Below are 18108 nucleotides of genomic sequence, written 5' to 3'. Positions count from 1 at the left end.
CTACCGCCGCCACACGTGGTTGCGCCGGTAAGCTATTTGTGTGTCTTGCGCGGAGCGAGCGTATGGATCTGGCTGCTGCGCTGGGCCTGGGTTCCAGCGCCGCTGTCGCCTTCGTCGGGGCCGGTGGGAAGAAAACTGCGATGGGACAGTTGACTGTCGAAGGGACCGACAGGGGGTACGACGTGGGTTACACGACGACGACGGCGATGCCACCGCCGCCTGACCTGCCGCTGACGCTCACGGGTCCGAACGATTGGCGCGCCAATCTCGAAGCCCACGACCCGCCAGTTGCCGTTGCTCGTGAGAGGGTTCCCAACCCAGCACGAGTCGACCGGAAGGTCCGTGGGTTCGAGGCGAGTGTGGTGGAGCAGCTATCCGATGCCGGACTGTTCGACTGGCTCCTCGTCAAGGCTGACGGGGCACGCAAGCGGGAGTTCAAAGCGCCTGGCGACGGGGAGCCAGTCGTCCCGAGTACAGCGACCCACGTCGTCCCGGTCGCCTCGGTCGCCGCCGTCGGTGAAGCGCTGACGACGGACGTGGTCCATCGACCGGAGCGGGTCGCTGATATCACTGGCCTCCGTGTGGGCGACACGATTACTGCGGCGGCTGTCGGGATAGTGCTCACGCATCCGGAGGGTGGCCTCCGAAACGCGCCGGCCGAGGCGTCTGTGATACCGCTAGTCAACAAGGCGGATACCGAACCACAGCGGCGTATCGCTACGGATGTGCTCACCCACGCGCTTTCACAGACAGAGCGGTGTTCTCGGGGCGTCATCACATCGTTTGCGTCGGATGTCTGTGAGGTGGTCTCAACAGCGGATGTGCAAGAGGAGGAGCAGCGATGACTGACTGCGGGGGCACAGCCGGTAGTGTTGCGAGACGAGGGGTATTATGAGCGGTCAACATCGGACCAGAGTCGGCGGTGTCATCCTCGCTGCTGGGCAGGGTTCTCGATACGAGTCGGGTAACAAACTGCTGGCGACTATCGATGGGAAAGCAGTCGTCCGACAGGTGGCCGAAACCGCCTGCAAGTCATCGCTGTCGGACGCTGTCGCCGTCCTCGGCCATGAAAAAGTGGCCGTCGCTGCAGCGCTGGATGGTCTCTCGCTCTCGGTTCAGCATAACGACGAGTACGCGACCGGCCAGAGTACGTCAGTTCGACACGGTGTCGAGTTCGCCCGTTCGGCCGGCTGGGACGCCGTCCTGTTCTTGCTGGGCGATATGCCGTTCGTACGCGTCGAAACCATCGAGGAGCTTCTTGAAGCGTACCGTACAGGAACGGCAACCGTTGTTGTTCCCGAGCACGAGGGGAGACGGGGTAATCCGGTGCTTTTCGACAACTGCCATTTCGATGGGCTCGCCACTGTCTCCGGCGACCGCGGCGGTCGAGATCTCATCGATACCACCGAGCGGACAGCGTTCATCGAGGTTTCGGACCCCGGCGTCCACTGGGATATCGATACCGATACTGATCTCGCCGAGTTCACCGAGCGCCGCGACAGCCTGTAAATTTAAGACACTGATGGTGGAACACTCGGCTGATGAAACGGACCATCAGCACGGCCGATGCACCCGATGCGGTTGGCGCGTACAGCCAGGCGACGACAAACGGCTCGCTCGTGTTCACCGCGGGCCAGATTCCGATGACGCCCGACGGCGACCTGCTAGACGACGAGCCGATAGCGACGCAGGCGGAACAGGCGCTATCGAACGTCGAAGCGGTGCTGGCAGCCGAGGGGCTGGAGATGAGTGACGTATTGAAGGTGACCGTCTATCTGGACGACATCGACGATTTCGAGTCGATGAACGACACGTATGCCGGCTTTTTCGACGAAGAGCCGCCGGCCCGGAGCGCAGTCGAGGTCGCAAACCTGCCAAAGGGCGTGGGAGTCGAAATCGAAGCCATCGCAACGAACGACTGAGGCCGACAGACGCGCACTGCTGTCGTGGGCCACACAGCCGGGATGTGGCGCACACAACTTTCAAGCCCGGCGACTCGCATCACAGCGTAATGCGACCTACGAGGCGTGAATTCCTGGGTACAGCGGCAGCGCTCTCGCTGTCGGGCTGTCTCGGAAGGACAGCGACGGCGACGCTGACGGTCGGTGTCGTGCCCGACGTGGACCCGGATACCGCCATCGAACAGAACACCGAACTCGCGACGTATCTGGCGACCGAACTCGACGTCGAGACCGAGCTACGCACAGCGGCTGACTATGCCGGTATGGTACAGGCGATGGTTGCGGGGCAGGTCGACATCGCCTATTACGGCGGTGTGTCGTACATTCTGGCGCATCATCGAGCAGGCGCAAAGCCAGTCGCCGTCGGGTCACGGAACGGACAGACGGAGTGGCACTCTGCGTTCATCGCCCCGTCAGACAGTGACCTGACAGAGATGGCAGATGTAGTCGAAACCGCAAGCGAGATCGAACTGGTGTTCGGCGACCCACTCTCGACCAGCGGGACCGTGATGCCGACGTACCACCTTCAGACGGAGTACAGCCTACACACCGACGCGTTCGCACAGGTCACACACGTCGGTGCCCACGACGCAACGGCAGCAACAGTCGGCCGGACGAGCGGTGTCGTCGGGGCGCTGAACGCCCGCATCTACGACAGACTACGCGCAGAGGACGCTGTTGAAGGGGTGCAAGAGCTCTGGCGGACCCCCGGTTTCCCTGACTACCCGTGGGCCGTCGCCCCGTCGCTGGAGGCAACGACAGCGGACGCTGTGCAGAGGGCGTTCACGACTCTCGATTCGAAAGGGCGAACGGACATTCTCGACCAGCAGGCCGTCGACCAGTACGTCGGGGTGAGCCACGACGTGTTCGCCTCGCTGGAAACGGCTGTCGAGATGGCTGGCATCGAACAGGGAGGCGACGGGTGAGGAACAAGCACACAGCGCGGCCAGAGGGGAAACAATCAGGACAAGGACTTGTTTTCGACAGTGTCACCAAGCGATTCGGCGGGAAAGTTGCGGTACAAGATGTCTCGCTCAAACTGGATGCTGGTGAACGGGTCGCCGTCATCGGTCCGTCGGGTGCCGGCAAGACCACGCTTCTCAGGCTGGCAGCCGGCGCGTTGCAGCCTGATGTTGGAACAGTGCGCTTCGACGGGAGCAGCAGTACGGGTTCGACCGCGACGCTTGCGTATCAGGGGGAGACGCTCGTGGACCGGCGGACAGCACTGTCGAACGTCCTCACTGGGCGCCTCGGAGCCCTGTCCTGGCTCCGTGGCTTCATCGAGCCACTGCTGCCCAAGCATCCCGAGCCAGCCCTCGAACGGCTCGATGCCGTCGGGCTGGTCGACCGGGCCGATGTCCCCGTGAAGTCGTTGAGTGCCGGTGAACGCCAGCGGGTCGCCTTCGCACGGGCCCTCATGCAGGATGCTGAGGTCGTGTTGGCCGACGAGCCGACAGCGAACCTCGACCCCAGCTCCCGTCGGAACGTTATCGACGTGCTCAACGCTGTCCTCGATGGAGAACTGCTGGTCACCGTCCTCCACGAAGTCGATCTAGCACTGAAGCACTTCGACAGAATCGTCGGCATGGCTGACGGCCGAGTCAGGTTCGATACGCCTGCATCGGCAGTGACCGACGACCAACTGGATGCCCTCTTTGCAGCGGGCACATCCACACCGGATACCGACGCCGAGCGGACGCGAACGGAGAAAGAGAGCGACGCCCCGGTTCCACGGTATGTCTGAGAAATATAGCGGTCCAGATGCCGCCCAGCACGCTGCTTCCGGACTGTCGAAGCGCCAGCTCACGACACTCCTCAGCGGCTGTGTCATCCTGGCGACCGCGGCGTGGATTGCCGAAGTGGATCCGATGGCCCTGTTCGCCACCGGAGCTCGTGAGCAGATGGCCGCGTTCGTTGCCGAGGGCGTGCCACCGGAGACTGGCCGTGAATACCTGCTGGGACGAAGCCTTCGGGACGGTCTGCTGTGGGCTATCGTCGAAACCCTGGCTATCAGCGTCGTCGGAACCACGCTTGCCGTCGCGCTCGCCGTCCCACTCGGTCTGACCAGTGCCGCCACTGTCACCCATCGTGGCCCGCTATACAGAAACGCTTCAGCCGGCCGTATCGCCGTCGGACGCGGTCTCTATCACGCCAGCCGAACCGTGCTCAGCTTTCTGCGCTCTGTCCCCGGCATCGTCTGGGGGTTCCTGTTCGTTACCGCTATCGGCCTCGGCCCGTTTGCGGGTGTACTCGCGCTTGCGGTTCATAACGCCGGTGTCTTGGGAAAACTGTACGCCGATTTCCTCGAAGACACAGATCCGATGACGACCGAGGCAGTTGCCGGAAGTGGCGCGACACGCCTGCAGGCGGTCTGTCACGGGATGGTCCCCCAGGTGACACCCACAATCGCCTCGTACACGCTGTACCGCTGGGAGTGTACCATCCGGTCGGCCGCCATCCTCGGGTTCGTGGGGGCGGGCGGCGTCGGATACTATCTCGTCATCACCATTCAGCGGTTGCAGTACGGGAAACTCTCGACCGCCATCCTTGCCGTGTTTGCGCTGGTCGTCACGAGTGACTGGCTCGGCTCTCAGTTGCGGACGCGGCTCGGCTGACGGTCAGACGGGAGATAACAGACTTCTCAGGGCTTCTGTTCCTGTGCGGACTTGCGCGCGTCTTCGAGGTCCATCTCAAGACCCATCGTCGAGGCCTGAGAGCGGACGGCGTCGGCGTCGATAGTGGTTACCTCACCCTGTTCCATGAGGACGTTCCCGTCGACCATCGTGAAGCGGACATCGTCTCCGTGGGCCGCAAACACCAGATGGGAAAGCACGTCGTGCAGTGGCGTCGCCCGCGTGAGGTCCGTATCGAGGCCGACAATGTCAGCGCGCCATCCCTCCCGGATCGCACCGAGTTCCTCGAAGCCAGCGGCTTTCGCACCGTTTCGCGTCGCCATCTCGAAGATTTCGGCTGCCGGCGTCACCGTCGGGTCTAGCTGGTCGACCTTCTGTAAGAGGCTCGCCTGTCGCATCTCGGTAAAGGCGTCAAGCGTGTTGTTACAGGGCGGTCCGTCGTTGCCGATTGCGACGTTGATACCACGGTCGCGGTAGTCCCAGATCGGTGCGATACCGCTGGCAAGTTTCATATTCGAGGACGGGCAGTGTGTGACGTGAGTCCCTGTCTCTGCGAGGACTTCGCGCTCGCTCTCATCGGTCCAGACGCAGTGCGCAAGAACGACGTCCTCGCCGGTGAGACCTACCTCGTCGAGCCAGTGGATGTTGCGCATCCCAGTGTCTTCTTTCACCGTCTCGATTTCGCTCTGGTTCTCACTAGCGTGGGTGTGGATGCGGACACCGTCGTATTTGTCCACGAGCTCGCGCACCCCGCGGAGGCAGGCCTCACTACACGAGACGGCAAAACGGGGTGTGACGGCGTACCGAATCCGGTCGTTGTAGGCACCGTGGTATTGCTGAATGAGGCGTTCAGACTCGTCCAATGCGGCCTGTGTGTCCTCCAGCAGGCCGTCCGGCGAGCGCTGGTCCATCAGCACTTTCCCGAGCACGCCGCGGATGCCCATCTCACCCGCCGCTTCAAAAGCGCGGTCCGCGTGAGCAACCGACAGGTGGTCGATGCAGGTCGTCGTCCCGCTTTCGATCATTTCCAGATAGCCCAGTTTCGCCGCGACTTCCATCTCCTCGGCCGTTAGAGAGGCTTCCATCGGTAGAATGTAGTCGAACAGCCAATCGAGTAGTTCCGTATCGTCGGCGATGCCGCGGCCAAGACTCTGCACGGAGTGGATATGACCGCCGACAAGTCCCGGTAGCAGCACGTCGTATGACTGGTGTTCGTGGTCGGCGTACTGCGATTCGAGTTCGGCCCGGGAACCCACGGCCTCGATACGGTCCCCGGAGACGACAACCGCCCCGTCCTGCAGGACGGTCTCAGAATCCGCAACGACAGTCCCAGTGAGTAGCATACGTCCTGCAAGACGGTCTCTACATAAAGAAGGTCCTCATATCGGGATGGCCGCCGAGTGCAGACAATCCGGCCACAGACGTGTGGCACTCCGTGTGGCGCGTGTGCTTCGCAATGGCTTCAGCTTTGCGAGCCGTTCCGTGTCCGTTTTTCACGGGTGATATATCTGGTGAGGCGAGTCTGGGTCCGAAACGAATCCACGCTGGCAAGTCGCTGAACGAGACGAGTGTTTGTCTCGTACTGCTCAGTAAACAGTTCAGGGTACTCCGACAGTAGCCTGTCGCCGATGTCGATTATCTCCTTGGGATCGGCCTGCATGGATGTGAGAATCGCGGAGTATAGCTGTTAACTGCTTTGCTCACAGAAAGACCACCGTTTGGCTCATACTGTTGGCCGTCCCTATTTCGAGAGGTTTGTCACCCTAGGTGGCCAAATACGCCACGGACGGACGTCAGTTATCCATCGAGGGCTTTGGTGGCGTGTGTCGCTTGTGCCGCGTGCTGGCACACCACTGAATCGTTCGCTCAACGACAGATTCGCCAACACCGACTTTGTCGGCCACTGTCGACGCGGAACAGCCCCTATCAATCGCGAAGTGGAGGATGCTGTCGAGGTCCTGCTGGTCGATGCCCAGCTCCGCCGCATCAGTTGCACCAGTGTGCTCCATTGGACGTGAGGACTGGTCGAGTAGGTCCGATGGAACCGCAAGCGCATCAGCAAGGACCTCGATCTCAGTTCGATAGAGGTCGCCAAATAGCGACAGGTCAACGCCGTTCTCGCCGTGTTTCGCAACGGAACCCAGCAGCCGGTCAGTCCGGGAGACTGTCCCGACAACGAGTTCGTTTCTGGTGTTTGCGACGTAGTACTTACACGCCATCCGGAAGCGTTCGCCGGCGTTTTGCATCGCCACGAGGTCGTCGGTCGGCTCGCCTGTTTCACCGACGACCCGCTGGAACGCCGTCAGTACCGGCTGCAGGTTGAGCCGGTGAAAGTCGATATCCAGCAGCGACGCGACGGTTTCAGCCGTCCGGGCAGGCCCTTCATCGCTTAGCTGTACCGGCATCACCAGTCCGGTCACGTAGTCGGCCCCAATACCGTCGACGGCTAGCGCCGCCGCAACTGTCGATTCGATGCTGCCGTCAAGCGGCACGACCAGTCCATTGGCCTCCGCCTCCATGATCTTGTTCTCCAGAAACACCGGAAGGATACCCTGTATCCGTCTGGTCGCTGCCTTTGAGGTCGCCAATCCGTGTTCCTCACGCGGGAGTTTGAGCGTGTGAGGGTGGGTCGCTTTGCTCACAGGTCACTCCCTCGCTTGCAACTCTGGACATGCTCGGAGATGCAACTAGCGAAGCGCGTGCATCCAACCAGCCTAATCATACTGGAAAGTAGGTCACTGATGTCGTATAACTGTTGTCGACAAACGTCATGGGTGTCTTCAGTAGCCTCAATACACCTTATATATTATCTCGAGCCATCTCACATTATAGGCGACTCTATAAATCAAACCAAAAGAATCTACGGCCCATAACCGACAGATCACACCACAATACTCAGAATATTGTACACTCGTTAGATTTATCACGGAGGTAGAAGGGGCACTTCGAGGCGAAAATGTACCCAGCCACTCAACCCGGCATCCAGTAGACCACGTTCTGCGAAGGACGCCACATGCACCAGCAATGAACTAAAGCACGAGGCATCAGGGTCGCTTATGTTGCTGGTTTGGTCGTTTCCACGGACCGCTCAGTGACAACCAGTTCACGGTTGACAATCCAATCGACAATCGTACTACTGTCTATCTTATCCAAGATGACATCGCCGTCTACAGTGCTACGTCTGATTTTGTACGAATCAATCGCATTCCGATTCTCGGTGACAGCTTCGACGGCTTCGATTCGCTCGTCAGTCACGGTGTTACGATACGTGACGCCGGGGACAACGCTGACAGCCGGAACGTCAGTCGGCCAGTCCCAAGCGAACTGCTTGTGGTACTGGTCGAACTGCCACACGAGACGGTCGGCAGAAGTCTCTATTTCGAGCGTATCATCAGCTGCCGTCTCAAGTGTCCGGTCCCAATAGTCTATCAGGCAGGATTTCAGGTCCGCCTGAAGCTGTCCCTCGATCATCTTCTGTTCGATGGGATACCGCAGTTCAATAGCGACGATGGCGTGGCTGTCGAGATGGGTAAGACATCGCTGACACTCCATCTCAAACACGGAGAGGCCAAGCGGTTGCTCGACCGTGAGATGGACGAGTTCGTTCCCACAGTTCGGACACCACAGGAACAACACATCGTCGTGGCTCCCAGTTAGTTCCGCCAGCACAGTCAAATCGTCGAACGCCTTGTCGATGTCGGCGTCCTGTGGCTGTCCGAGCTCGCTTGTCGCTGTACTGGAGGCGTCGTCGGTGTACTTCGCGAGTTTGCGGTCTTTGAGCAGTGTTTTGATGACCGAATCGTATGACGAGTGTGACTCCGCGTTTCGTATTTTCCGCAATTTATTTTTCGTCCAATCTTTTACCCGAATGGTCGCCATCTGATTGTAGAACAGCCCTACTACTAATAGTATTTTTGTATAATTATCCTAAAATTGAAAATACTCTTAGAGAATGTGTTCCATTCTTGGACAACAGAGGTATGCAGTCAAGCAAGCCATCGGCATCGGTGGTGCGGACACTCCGACTTGAGGGAGTGTTAGTCGGCCGAGGCCTGTTTCTCGTTCGCAACAGTCCACTGGGTCGGGTCGATATCGCGTCCGTCAAACGCAGTGTATTCCGGGTACGCAGTGAATACCAGATACTCCGTTCCTTGTTGTAGATACTCAATAAGCGTGTGGAGATTGTCGTCGTCAAGGCCGCCAAGGCCGTCAACGAGCAAGAGCGGGACAGCGTCGCCAACATCGAACGACTGGCGGCCGGCCAGCGCTGCCACAAAGCCGATGAGTTCGAGCTCCCCCTCGCTAAGGGCATCTAAGCTCGCTTCCTGGCCGTCGCGAGCGACCACAATATCGAAGTCAGCGGTGAGTCGAGCCGTTTCGAACCCAGTCCCGAATCGGGAAAGAATGTCCTGCATCGCCGTGTCGAATGCTTCCCGTGCCTCACGCTTGAGCCGGTCTTTCCGGCCCCGGAGTTCCGCGAGGTCGTCACGAAGGGATTCAAGATCGGTTTCGAGCGTGTCGACGCGGGCCGCTCTCGTTTCGAGTTGCGCCAGTTCGTCGGCGGTGTCTTCGAGTTCGGCCTCGCGGTACTTGATCTCACTTTCGACATCCGAAAGTTCCGCCACGGCCGCATCAACGTGGTCGGAAAGCCGCTCCACGTCCGCCTGGGCCTGTTCGAGCCTGTCTCTGGCTGCGTCGAGGCTCTGTCTGCGGTCGGCTAGCGTCGTCTTCAACTCAGCGATGTCTTCCTCTAGATCGGCTTTTCGCTGGCGAGTCTGGCTAATCTCCTCGCGCTGTGTTTCCAGTTCCTCGACAGTATCTCGGTAGGTCTCCTTCTGAGCGCGGAGCGCCGTAAGTTCGCTCCCGAGTGCGTCCAGTTGGTCATCCAGGTCCGCTCGTGTCGTCTCACTGCCGCACGTCCAACAGGCGACGGTGTCCCCGTCAATATCACGCTCCACCTCGGTAAGCAGGTCCAGCCGGTCTTCACTGAGTACCATCTCGGTGGCGGAGTAGATGGACTGGAGTACCTCGGCATCTCGTTCTATTTGTGAGAGCCTCTCCCGGGCCTCAGAGAGTTTGCCTTCAACATCATCGTACTCCGGGATTTTGAGAGCATCGAGAGCGTCTTGGCGTTCCAAGAGACGCTGTTCCGTCCGCTCGATGCTCTGCTTAAGTCGTTCGACGCGGTTTTGCGCCTGATTCTGTTCGGTCCGTGCTTGGCTGAGTTGGCGGCGGGCCGACCCCGAACTGTCGTCGCCTCCTGCCTCACCGTCGATTGTCTCACGTTTGGTCCGCAGGTCTTCGATCTCGTCTTCCAGCCGTGTCACTTTCTCTTGCACGCTGGGGATCCGCTTTTTCGCTTCACGCGCCTGCGTGAGTTCAGTTTCAACCTGTTCGCGCTCTCGCTGTAACGTCTCGATCTGTGCGTCGATGTTCTGGAAGTCAAGCGGCCGCAACAGCACGTCCTCAAGGTTTTCTCCTGCCCGGACGGCACGACGGACTTCGTTCCGCTCGTCCAAACACGCGAACAGTTCAACGCGAATCACGTCGTACTCGTCATTAAGATACGGCTCACCATGTCTGACCACGGTGCCGTTCTCACGGGTGAGCGTCACGTCGTAGGCGCCTGTTGGTGTTTCCAGATGTACTGTACCGCTTTCTGCTCCTTCCGTCAATTCTGTCGAGGTGCCAAGAGCCGTTTTGATTGATTCGATAAAGCTCGATTTCCCCTGCCAGTTTGAGCCGCGGACGACGTTTACTCCCTGCTCTATCGTTGCCGACCCGTCAAGTATACCCGCGATTCGTTCGATATCGATGTTCCACGTCATGTGTTGTGTGCTGATAGATTCGCACTCCGATGTTGCTTACAGACGTACCCACGCTCGAGTGCGACATCGAACGGAACACGGGTCGGACAGTCCGGGCATCCGAGTTGTATCTGGGCCTCGATCTCCGCTGTGTCACCGCCGTCGATATCGCCTTTCTTCGCGAGCGATGACAGTGCCGTTTCGGCCTTCTGTTCGACAACCGTTTTGGCCGTTGCCACGCTTTCGCGCTCCCAGTTAGTTGTCGCCTTCCGTGGCTCTTTTTCACCGTCCAGACAGTCGTTGAGATGCGTTCGCATCGTCCCCCACGAGACCATATCATCGTGGAGCGACGCACCGGGAATACCTGTAGCCTGCAGCCGCTCGATGAGTTCGTCCCGTTGTAAGTCAGCATCACCACGCAATGTCTCGTAGTCACTGTCTATACGGGTATCAAGGGATTCGCGACCGTGTTCAGTATACACCTGTTTAAGTAGTCGTTTGTTGAACCACGCTGTCAACGACCGATACCCCATTTCGGTTCGGTCATCAGCGCCCGTCCAGCGTGCGAGCAGGCCATCGTCAAGGGAATCGTAGACGGGGTCCGCCGACGCCAACCCGTACTTGTCGATAACCGCGTCTACTTTACAACTGGAGTCAGCAACCATTGTTGAGTTATCTCAGTCTACTCAGTAATAGTTTTTGACGGCCGGTGTACGCGCAGTGGACATGATCCCAGACTGGGATAAAATGCACACCCTTAGTGTGTGTCTCAGCTATGGAGAAATAGGGGTGGGAAAAATTTGGTCGCAAATAGAAATTGCTATCATCCATGTGCTAATAAATGTATTACCACTATTATCTGGTATTTCGGCCACCCTATTATACACCCAATAGTACCTGAACTAAATGCAGATGTCAGTCAGCTCCTTTAGGAGCGGTTTTTAAGGCAGTTGATAACTGTATAATAGTCTACGGACGAAGGCCATTCAAAATATAGGATTATTATAATATAATATATTCCAATAAGTATGGTCAAAAAGAATTAGTGCTTCGGAGGACGTAGTATCCGTATACTAGTAAAAATAGAAGTTACTTACTGATTTAGAGGGGGCCGGTTTCCTCGAGAAAAACGGTTATGACCGGAGGCAGAACAATGGCGGCGTTGCAACTAAGTCAAACGTTTATACGGACTGTCGTATAAGTAGTGTAGTATGCGGAAGTTGGCCGGTGAGACTGGACCGGCGCCAACGGACAGTGAAACGGCAGCCTCGAAAATCAGGGTGCTGTTGGTCGATGACTACGGAGAGTTCCGGCAGACGACAGCGGAACTGCTGGAACACGAAAATGACCGGATCGAGGTGATTGAGGCCGCAAGCGTCGATGATGCGCTTAGCTACTTCGATTCCGAGTCGATCGACTGTATCGTCAGTGACTACGAGATGCCCGAAGCTGACGGGATTGAATTCGTAGAAACAGTGCGACAGTCGAACGGAGATCTCCCGTTCATCCTGTTAACGGGCCAAGGGAGCGAGAAGCTCGCCAGCGAAGCGGTTTCGGCTGGCGTCACTGACTACTTCGTCAAAGGTGGTGGGCCGGAACAGTACGCAGTACTCACAAACAGGATCGAGAACGCAGTCGAATCATACCGGTTCCGGCGAGAAACAGCACGGTTATCGCGGATTAATTCCCTGTTCCGAGAAATAAATCGCCAGGTACTGAGGGCGTCAACAGCCGATGAGATCAAAGCGGCTGTCTGTGACATTCTGACCAGGTCGGATGCCTACCAGTTTGCCTGGATCGGCGAGAAAAACGAGTCAGGCGATGTCGTTCCCACCGCTGGCGGTGGCGACGCACTCGAATACGTGGAAGCGATGCTCTCCCGCTATGGCCGCTCAGTGTTCGATGACGGGCCATTTGGCCATGCAATCGAAACCGGGGAACAACAGGTAGCGTCGGATATCCGGACTGGAACATCTGTTCAACCATGGCAGGAACTCGCATCGGAGTATGGGTTCCGGTCAATGATCGTTCTCCCAATCCAGTACACGGGATCAGTACAGAGTGTGATTTCGATATACGCGGACACACCCTTCGCGTTTGACGAGGCGGAGCAGACAGTGCTGACAGAGCTTGCTGAGATTGTCGCCGATGGGCTCCATTCAACCGCAACGCGTGCCGAACTCGAAATGCGGGAGGAAGTCCTGCGGACGATGACAGAAGTGTTCACAGCACGGGATGGGGCGCTACAAGAACAGATAGCGGATCTCATGCAAGTCGGCCGCAGCGTGCTTGGAACCGAGTATGCGACACTTTCTCATGTCAACGGGGTGGAATACGATTTCGAAGTGCTCCAGACACCTGAGGAAACGATTTTTTCAGGCGGAACGATTCCGTTGTCGGAAACCCCCTGCGCGAAAGCTATCGCAAACGGGGAAACGGTCGTGATGACTGATGTTGATGCCGAATGCGGTGACAGTGGCCGAGATCATATATGGGATGACGAAGTCGATCGGTATCTCGGAACGCCACTCACTGTGGGTGGGAGTATCTACGGGACGCTCTGTTTCTACGGGTCCGAGACGAGCGGGACCGGGTTTTCAGACTGGGACGTAACGCTCGTGGATCTGCTGAGCAAGTGGATCGGAAACGAACTACAGACACAGCGAGCTGAAATGGGCTTTACACAGTTGTACGAAACGGCAACAGATCTCTTGGGTGTTACTTCAGAGGAGGAAGCCGCCCAAATTGTGGTATCACGGACCCGCGATATCATCGGTCTCCCTGAGGTTGTGCTGTACGCGTTCGACAGCGAGACGAACACTTTTCGCCCGCTTTCGGCCACGGAGACTGAGGAACACCAAGCTATCCCAGCAGACGGTGATAGCTTCGTGAGTTCGGCCTTCTTTACCGAGGAAACTATAATTTTCGACGAGAACACGGCCTCGGAAGCGGATGAGGACACGGCAACTGACCGAAAAGCCGTGTTTGTCCCGCTGGGCGACCATGGGGTACTTCGAGCGGGCGATACAATCGGCGGCGAGTTCGATACTCAGACCCGTCGAATTACCGAACTCCTTGGGGCGACAATTCGAACAGCGTTCGATAGGCTGAACTACGAGACTGAACTTGAGGACAGGCAGCGCGACCTAGAGCAGCAGACGGTGCAGCTCGAGCAGATGAATCGGTTGACAGAGCTGAGTCAGAAGATTCACGAGCGAGTGCTCAGAGCAGACAGTCGCTCAGAAATAGAGCAGGCAGTGTGTGACCAGTTGGTCGCGTCCGATATCTGTTCGTTTGCCTGGATCGGTGAGTACGAATCCGATACCGACCGAGTCACGCCACGGACGTGGGCGGGAACCGACCGTGGCTTTCTGGAAGAATCCCGCACGCCCTCAAATGAGACACCGCCTCCACCAGCAGTCCAGACAGCCCGGACGAACGAGCAGACACTGAACAACAACATCGCGGACGGGCTCAGAGGGAAAGGATGGCAACGGCGGCTATTGGAACGGGGGTTCCAGTCAGTCGTCAGCATTCCACTCAGCTATCAGCAGCTCTCCTACGGAATCCTGACTGTGTACGCGAAATCGCCGAACGTTTTCGATCTGCCGACACAGTCAGTACTCGAAGAGGTGAGTGAAACGGTTGGATACGCCATTAACAGCATTGAGACGAAGCAGGGGCTCGTGGCAGATCGAGCTGTTGAGCTTCAACTGGAAGCAACCGAATCCGACGATATCCTTCATCGGATCGCGGGGGTCGTCGATACAGAAATCACGTTCGAGGGGATCGTCCCACAGGGAGATGACAGCTGTATCGTGTTTTTCAGCACTGATGCCCCCACAGAAGACCTGCAGGCGTGCTTGGACACCCTCCCTCGCATTGAGCGATTAGAGTGTTTAACCGACACAGAGGACACGAGTTTGTTCGAAGCGACAGTATCAGGTACACAACTCGCACTGACAGTCGCCGAACAAGGAGGGGCCCCACAGTTAATCCAGTCTGACGGGAAGACACTGGAGATCCAGATTGAGGTCCCACAGACCGTCGATATTCGCCAACTCATAGCTGAATTACGGCGTTCGTGTCCGGACATCGAACTCATCAGTCGTCACAAACGGGAACGTGGTGTCCAAACCCGTGAGTCGTTCTACGCAGAACTGACAGCACAGCTAACCCCCCGGCAGTTTGAGGTGCTGCTCGCAGCCTTTTATAGCGGATTCTACCAATCTCCCAGGGACAAGACCGGACAGGAGATTGCTGATACACTCGATATATCACAACCGACGTTCAGCCACCACCTTCGGGTAGCTGTTCGAAAACTACTTGAGCAATTGTTTGGCGAAGGGAGAACGACACAGCATCTAGATAGATAGCGCCCGTCGTCTGAGTTTGCTAGTCTGATAGAGTATATCCTGATACGGGAGTAGATTCATACAAAGAACAATGAGTCTGGAATGGAATGAGACAGAAACTGTCTTTTGGGCAAACCAGTACGAATCACCGAGCGAAGCAATTGTTACCGCTATAGCGGCGAAAGAATCAGTAACGGAAACCAAACTCCCGCCGTTGTATAATCAAATTGACCCAGATGCTCTCGACACGCTTGTCGCAGGGCAGTCCAACGACGACATTCAAATCAGTTTCACATACAGTGGATACACCGTTCGCATTCGAGACAGCGAGACGATCGAGATCACGCCCACGTAACCGGCTGACAATCCTCTACTAGTTCTTAAGTGAGTGGTTAATAACCAGCCCCGGTAAAAGAGTATGCTGGGGAGACGATCTGGAAGGGCAATACAGTAGCCGCAGAGGGGATGCCCGAATTTTGTGAGTAGACTTGGGGTGTCAGGCTCTTACCTCGACGGTTGGCGATATATCCTCTATGGCTGAGGTAAGCCAGGTATTTCAGCGTGGATAACAGCTATGCGACATTCGTGCGTTATCAGTAGAGTTGCAAAAAGGCCAACTGTTCACAGAGAATGGGACATACTATTTCTGGGATTGCTATCGCAGCCGCGGCTACCTTTTAGACTGGTCTCACTGAATTACTACTCAGCGATCTAATAATCAAGTGACAGGGGCATACCGCATAACCACAATATATTATTAATAGGATACTACGTAGTTCCCGCCTATTCGCGTTAGGGTTCGACCGCGTAGCACTAATCTTTGCAGATATGCTAATAGAAGGAGATCCGGAGCGTAGTAGTGTGATACAGCGACTTGTCCAAGATCAAATAATAACTCAGCGTACTGCGGTTTCACCCGTATATCAATTTTTATTTATTCTCAGTTGCTGTTATTTGTTGGTATAACACCAAGAACACTTCCCATCGCAAACTCAGAGATTATATACCGACTGTGGCCCATCAGGGAAGGACAAGAGCCCAGTACGTCATACAAGTAGCTATTTCTTACTCAGGAATTAGAAGGTAACGGGGGTGTAACAAAACGGTACCCCGGGTTTCGTGTATATATGTCGCTCTCGCGGCCTGACCACCAACCAAAGCAGCAACCGAGGTCATGAGTGCACCGATGGTAGAGGAAGAACCAGAGCTCTCACGAGACCAAATGTTCGATATCCTCAGCAGTTCCAGGCGTCGATATACACTTTACTATCTACGCCAGCAGCTGGAGCCAGTCCAGCTAACCGATCTAGCTGAGGAGTTGGCTGCGTGGGAAAACGATACAACCGTCGAAGAACTCTCCTCGCAGGCGCGAAAGCGGGTGTATGTCTCGCTGTATCAGACCCATGCTCCGAAGCTTCAAGAGGCAGGACTGATAACTTATGACGCTGACACGGGTGAGATAGCTCTTCGAGAGGATGCTCCGGAAGTTGAACCATTCATCAGTAATGGCGATGACGAGTCAAAATGGTATCAGTACTATGGCGCCGTGGCCCTGTTGAACGCCGTTTTACTCATAGCAGCAATCGTCGGTGTGCCTCCGCTTGGTGCGATTAGTCCATTAGTTATCGGATTAGTCGTCATGAGTTCGTTTCTCGTGCTTTCTATTGCTCACGCGGTCTCCAGACGACGGGGGAAGAACGACAAGTCCTTTGATATCGGTGAGCCGTGAGTGGAACCGTATGCTAACTGAAAAATACCCCCCAAGGGTGTGTTATTCTTCGTCGTCGGCCGCACCGTCCGGCAGTAACTGGTCGGGCGACCGCTTGTACATCGGAGTGCTCGCGAATTCCGAAATCCGTTCCATTTCGCTGTCGGAGATATGTTCCGGCATACACCGCTACGTGAAACTGTTATAGTTTAGTAATTGAGTTCATATTTTGAGGTAGTCGGCTTCTTCTAGCACTTGCCAGTTATCCATGTCCTGAAGTATACTTGTGTCGAGCTTGCGAGTTTGTATTATAAAGCGCTCTGAAGTTCTCGACTACAATAGGTACCACCCAAAAATTAGCTATGAGAGTGCTCATCAGGGATCTGAATAAGATTATAATATCAGTTTCACGTTCATTACATCTGATGTGTAGTTGTACTGTGCCTACCAGACATCAGTAGCTTTCTGATAGCTCCATCTAATTCGAGAAATTTTCGGTAGTATCTCAACAGTTGGTCAAGAGAATCGGCGAAGTCTTGGGAAAGATTAGAGTCCACTCGTCATAGCTAAAAAGTCAAGGCCAGAATGAGCCGGAAAGGACGGTGTGACCGAAGCCGCTCCGGCTCACTGCAAATGGAGAGAGCGATCCGAGTCGACAGCGACTATACAGGGCACGAGCGTCCCTGAGGGGGGTGGTAAGGATTGGGCCGGTGTTGTGGGTGTCGGGTAACTGCCCTCTCCATCACTGTCTTACGCGCAGGGGGGTATTGTTATAGTCGTGTTATTTCGGCATGGCGAAGCTTACCACTCCAGACGGACGTAGAGCAGCGGTAGCTAACCAAATTATTCAGATGTTGGGTAGGACTAAGATACGTGGTAGCACCATTTGAGAAAGAGTGTCGGTTTGGAGCTTCGGAGCCACGGTCACGGCTAGGCGAGACGTGTAGAATTACAGATTAGGATCCGCAGATACAACAGTGGTATTGATTTGGGTGGACTCGGAGATGTTCTTCACCCTGATCGATGGTGAATCCCGTTGCTGCGCTCAGCGTTCATTGGCTCGGGTACGTCGCAAAGTAGTGTCATTGTCCAGTGGCGTCCTATCGAATAGCAGGGTAATTTTATCCTACTATCAGAGATTAGTCTGTTTTCAGGGGCTTTGTTAGGTCCGAGATTGCAAGAAAAGTTGGTAAGTAACTGCTTTGCAAATGGTATATAAATATGCGATATAGGGACGCAATCTTTAATACAGTAATTACTCCTTTCCGAGATATGCTCGATGTCAGCGCAGCAGAGAGGAAGTTTAAACATTGTCTTAATCTGGGATTAGGGCAGGGCCAGAATTCGTGGTTTACACACAAGTGGCTAAGTTTGTCAAGATCAAGATGGTTGAATGGAGTGGCGGCTGAATGATGACCTCAGAGGAGTGGGAAGACGTAGCAACAGACCCAGACTGGGAATCTGACCTGGGCTACGAAATGGAGGAACTCACCGTCGTCAAATCATCGACTGATTCACAGTTGATATTTTTACCGGAGCATGAGTCGCAGCTCGGTGAAGAAGAGTTCATTGTTATTCACTCAGATTCACTTGTAGATCTGCGCCGATAGCTGAACAACGTTACTAGCCGAAAGAATATGTGGC

General features: G+C 56.1%; 16 protein-coding genes. 10 read left to right on the top strand and 6 right to left on the bottom strand.

Annotated elements, in window-relative coordinates; genetic code table 11:
- Nucleotides 1-62 precede the first annotated feature (62 nt).
- The 6 genes from yqeC to phnE all read left to right on the top strand — a co-directional run bounded on the left by yqeC (nt 63) and on the right by phnE (nt 4576).
- Entirely contained in the window at nt 63-845 is a 783-nt protein-coding gene (yqeC, locus tag RBH20_RS17060; RefSeq protein WP_306710872.1) for a selenium cofactor biosynthesis protein YqeC, read from the top strand.
- 46 nt (nt 846-891) lie between these two features.
- Nucleotides 892-1509: a nucleotidyltransferase family protein gene (locus tag RBH20_RS17055; RefSeq protein ID WP_306710869.1), complete on the top strand. Its 618-nt coding sequence runs from the start codon at nt 892-894 to the stop codon at nt 1507-1509.
- 32 nt (nt 1510-1541) lie between these two features.
- Nucleotides 1542-1922 (top strand): Rid family detoxifying hydrolase, encoded by a 381-nt coding sequence (locus RBH20_RS17050; protein ID WP_306710866.1) that lies wholly within the window; start codon nt 1542-1544, stop codon nt 1920-1922.
- An 89-nt stretch (nt 1923-2011) separates the two neighbouring features.
- Nucleotides 2012-2887: a phosphate/phosphite/phosphonate ABC transporter substrate-binding protein gene (phnD, locus tag RBH20_RS17045; RefSeq protein WP_306710864.1), complete on the top strand. Its 876-nt coding sequence runs from the start codon at nt 2012-2014 to the stop codon at nt 2885-2887.
- Nucleotides 2884-3705: a phosphonate ABC transporter ATP-binding protein gene (locus tag RBH20_RS17040; protein WP_306710861.1), complete on the top strand. Its 822-nt coding sequence runs from the start codon at nt 2884-2886 to the stop codon at nt 3703-3705. Before phnD ends, RBH20_RS17040 begins: the two co-directional genes overlap by 4 nt.
- Nucleotides 3698-4576, top strand: coding sequence for a phosphonate ABC transporter, permease protein PhnE (gene phnE / locus RBH20_RS17035; protein WP_306710859.1), 879 nt, complete (start codon nt 3698-3700; stop codon nt 4574-4576). The genes RBH20_RS17040 and phnE overlap by 8 nt, the downstream gene beginning before the upstream one ends.
- A 26-nt stretch (nt 4577-4602) precedes the next feature.
- On the opposite strand, the gene RBH20_RS17030 is transcribed toward phnE, so the two are convergent.
- The 6 genes from RBH20_RS17030 to rdfA all read right to left on the bottom strand — a co-directional run bounded on the left by RBH20_RS17030 (nt 4603) and on the right by rdfA (nt 11066).
- Nucleotides 4603-5937, bottom strand: coding sequence for a 5'-deoxyadenosine deaminase (locus RBH20_RS17030; protein WP_306710857.1), 1335 nt, complete (start codon nt 5935-5937; stop codon nt 4603-4605).
- Nucleotides 5938-6056: 119 nt separating this feature from the next.
- Nucleotides 6057-6254, bottom strand: coding sequence for a 30S ribosomal protein S17 (locus RBH20_RS17025; protein WP_306710855.1), 198 nt, complete (start codon nt 6252-6254; stop codon nt 6057-6059).
- Nucleotides 6255-6387: 133 nt separating this feature from the next.
- The gene (nadE, locus tag RBH20_RS17020) at nt 6388-7236 is read right to left on the bottom strand and encodes an NAD(+) synthase (RefSeq protein WP_306710853.1); all 849 of its coding nucleotides are present in this window, start codon (nt 7234-7236) and stop codon (nt 6388-6390) included.
- Nucleotides 7237-7648: 412 nt separating this feature from the next.
- Nucleotides 7649-8473 (bottom strand): hypothetical protein, encoded by an 825-nt coding sequence (locus tag RBH20_RS17015; RefSeq protein ID WP_306710851.1) that lies wholly within the window; start codon nt 8471-8473, stop codon nt 7649-7651.
- Between the two features lie 158 nt (nt 8474-8631).
- Nucleotides 8632-10422 carry an archaea-specific SMC-related protein gene (locus tag RBH20_RS17010; protein ID WP_306710849.1) on the bottom strand — a complete coding sequence of 597 codons (1791 nt, stop codon included), beginning with the start codon at nt 10420-10422 and terminating at the stop codon, nt 8632-8634.
- The gene (gene rdfA, locus RBH20_RS17005; RefSeq protein WP_306710848.1) at nt 10419-11066 is read right to left on the bottom strand and encodes a rod-determining factor RdfA; all 648 of its coding nucleotides are present in this window, start codon (nt 11064-11066) and stop codon (nt 10419-10421) included. The genes RBH20_RS17010 and rdfA overlap by 4 nt, the downstream gene beginning before the upstream one ends.
- Nucleotides 11067-11612: 546 nt before the next feature.
- Between rdfA and RBH20_RS17000 the strand changes: the two genes are divergently transcribed.
- The 4 genes from RBH20_RS17000 (at nt 11613) to RBH20_RS16985 (ending at nt 18074) form a co-directional block, all read left to right on the top strand.
- On the top strand, nt 11613-14777 hold the full coding sequence (locus tag RBH20_RS17000; protein ID WP_306710846.1) for a GAF domain-containing protein: 3165 nt from the start codon (nt 11613-11615) through the stop codon (nt 14775-14777).
- A gap of 70 nt (nt 14778-14847) precedes the next feature.
- Nucleotides 14848-15111, top strand: coding sequence for a HalOD1 output domain-containing protein (locus RBH20_RS16995; protein WP_306710844.1), 264 nt, complete (start codon nt 14848-14850; stop codon nt 15109-15111).
- An 831-nt stretch (nt 15112-15942) separates the two neighbouring features.
- A complete protein-coding gene (locus RBH20_RS16990) occupies nt 15943-16485 on the top strand; it encodes a hypothetical protein (protein WP_306710842.1) in 543 nt (180 codons plus the stop codon).
- A 1388-nt stretch (nt 16486-17873) separates the two neighbouring features.
- Nucleotides 17874-18074, top strand: a complete 201-nt coding sequence (locus RBH20_RS16985; protein ID WP_306710840.1) for a hypothetical protein — start codon at nt 17874-17876, stop codon at nt 18072-18074.
- Nucleotides 18075-18108: the final 34 nt, after the last annotated feature.

The organism is Haloarcula sp. H-GB4 (assembly GCF_030848575.1).
Taxonomy (GTDB): Archaea; Halobacteriota; Halobacteria; order Halobacteriales; family Haloarculaceae; genus Haloarcula.
The sequence above is the reverse complement of the archived record's forward strand: the minus strand, read 5'-3'. Positions and strand labels throughout refer to the sequence as shown.

What these genes read in the sequence shown, in the direction of transcription:
- yqeC (WP_306710872.1), top strand. Translation starts at nt 63, where the DNA reads ATGGATCTGGCTGCTGCGCTGGGCCTGGGTTCCAGCGCCGCTGTCGCC.
- RBH20_RS17055 (WP_306710869.1), top strand. Translation starts at nt 892, where the DNA reads ATGAGCGGTCAACATCGGACCAGAGTCGGCGGTGTCATCCTCGCTGCT.
- RBH20_RS17050 (WP_306710866.1), top strand. Translation starts at nt 1,542, where the DNA reads ATGAAACGGACCATCAGCACGGCCGATGCACCCGATGCGGTTGGCGCG.
- phnD (WP_306710864.1), top strand. Translation starts at nt 2,012, where the DNA reads ATGCGACCTACGAGGCGTGAATTCCTGGGTACAGCGGCAGCGCTCTCG.
- phnE (WP_306710859.1), top strand. Translation starts at nt 3,698, where the DNA reads ATGTCTGAGAAATATAGCGGTCCAGATGCCGCCCAGCACGCTGCTTCC.
- RBH20_RS17030 (WP_306710857.1), bottom strand. Translation starts at nt 5,937, where the DNA reads ATGCTACTCACTGGGACTGTCGTTGCGGATTCTGAGACCGTCCTGCAG.
- RBH20_RS17025 (WP_306710855.1), bottom strand. Translation starts at nt 6,254, where the DNA reads ATGCAGGCCGATCCCAAGGAGATAATCGACATCGGCGACAGGCTACTG.
- RBH20_RS17015 (WP_306710851.1), bottom strand. Translation starts at nt 8,473, where the DNA reads ATGGCGACCATTCGGGTAAAAGATTGGACGAAAAATAAATTGCGGAAA.
- RBH20_RS17010 (WP_306710849.1), bottom strand. Translation starts at nt 10,422, where the DNA reads ATGACGTGGAACATCGATATCGAACGAATCGCGGGTATACTTGACGGG.
- rdfA (WP_306710848.1), bottom strand. Translation starts at nt 11,066, where the DNA reads ATGGTTGCTGACTCCAGTTGTAAAGTAGACGCGGTTATCGACAAGTAC.
- RBH20_RS17000 (WP_306710846.1), top strand. Translation starts at nt 11,613, where the DNA reads ATGCGGAAGTTGGCCGGTGAGACTGGACCGGCGCCAACGGACAGTGAA.
- RBH20_RS16995 (WP_306710844.1), top strand. Translation starts at nt 14,848, where the DNA reads ATGAGTCTGGAATGGAATGAGACAGAAACTGTCTTTTGGGCAAACCAG.
- RBH20_RS16990 (WP_306710842.1), top strand. Translation starts at nt 15,943, where the DNA reads ATGGTAGAGGAAGAACCAGAGCTCTCACGAGACCAAATGTTCGATATC.
- RBH20_RS16985 (WP_306710840.1), top strand. Translation starts at nt 17,874, where the DNA reads ATGATGACCTCAGAGGAGTGGGAAGACGTAGCAACAGACCCAGACTGG.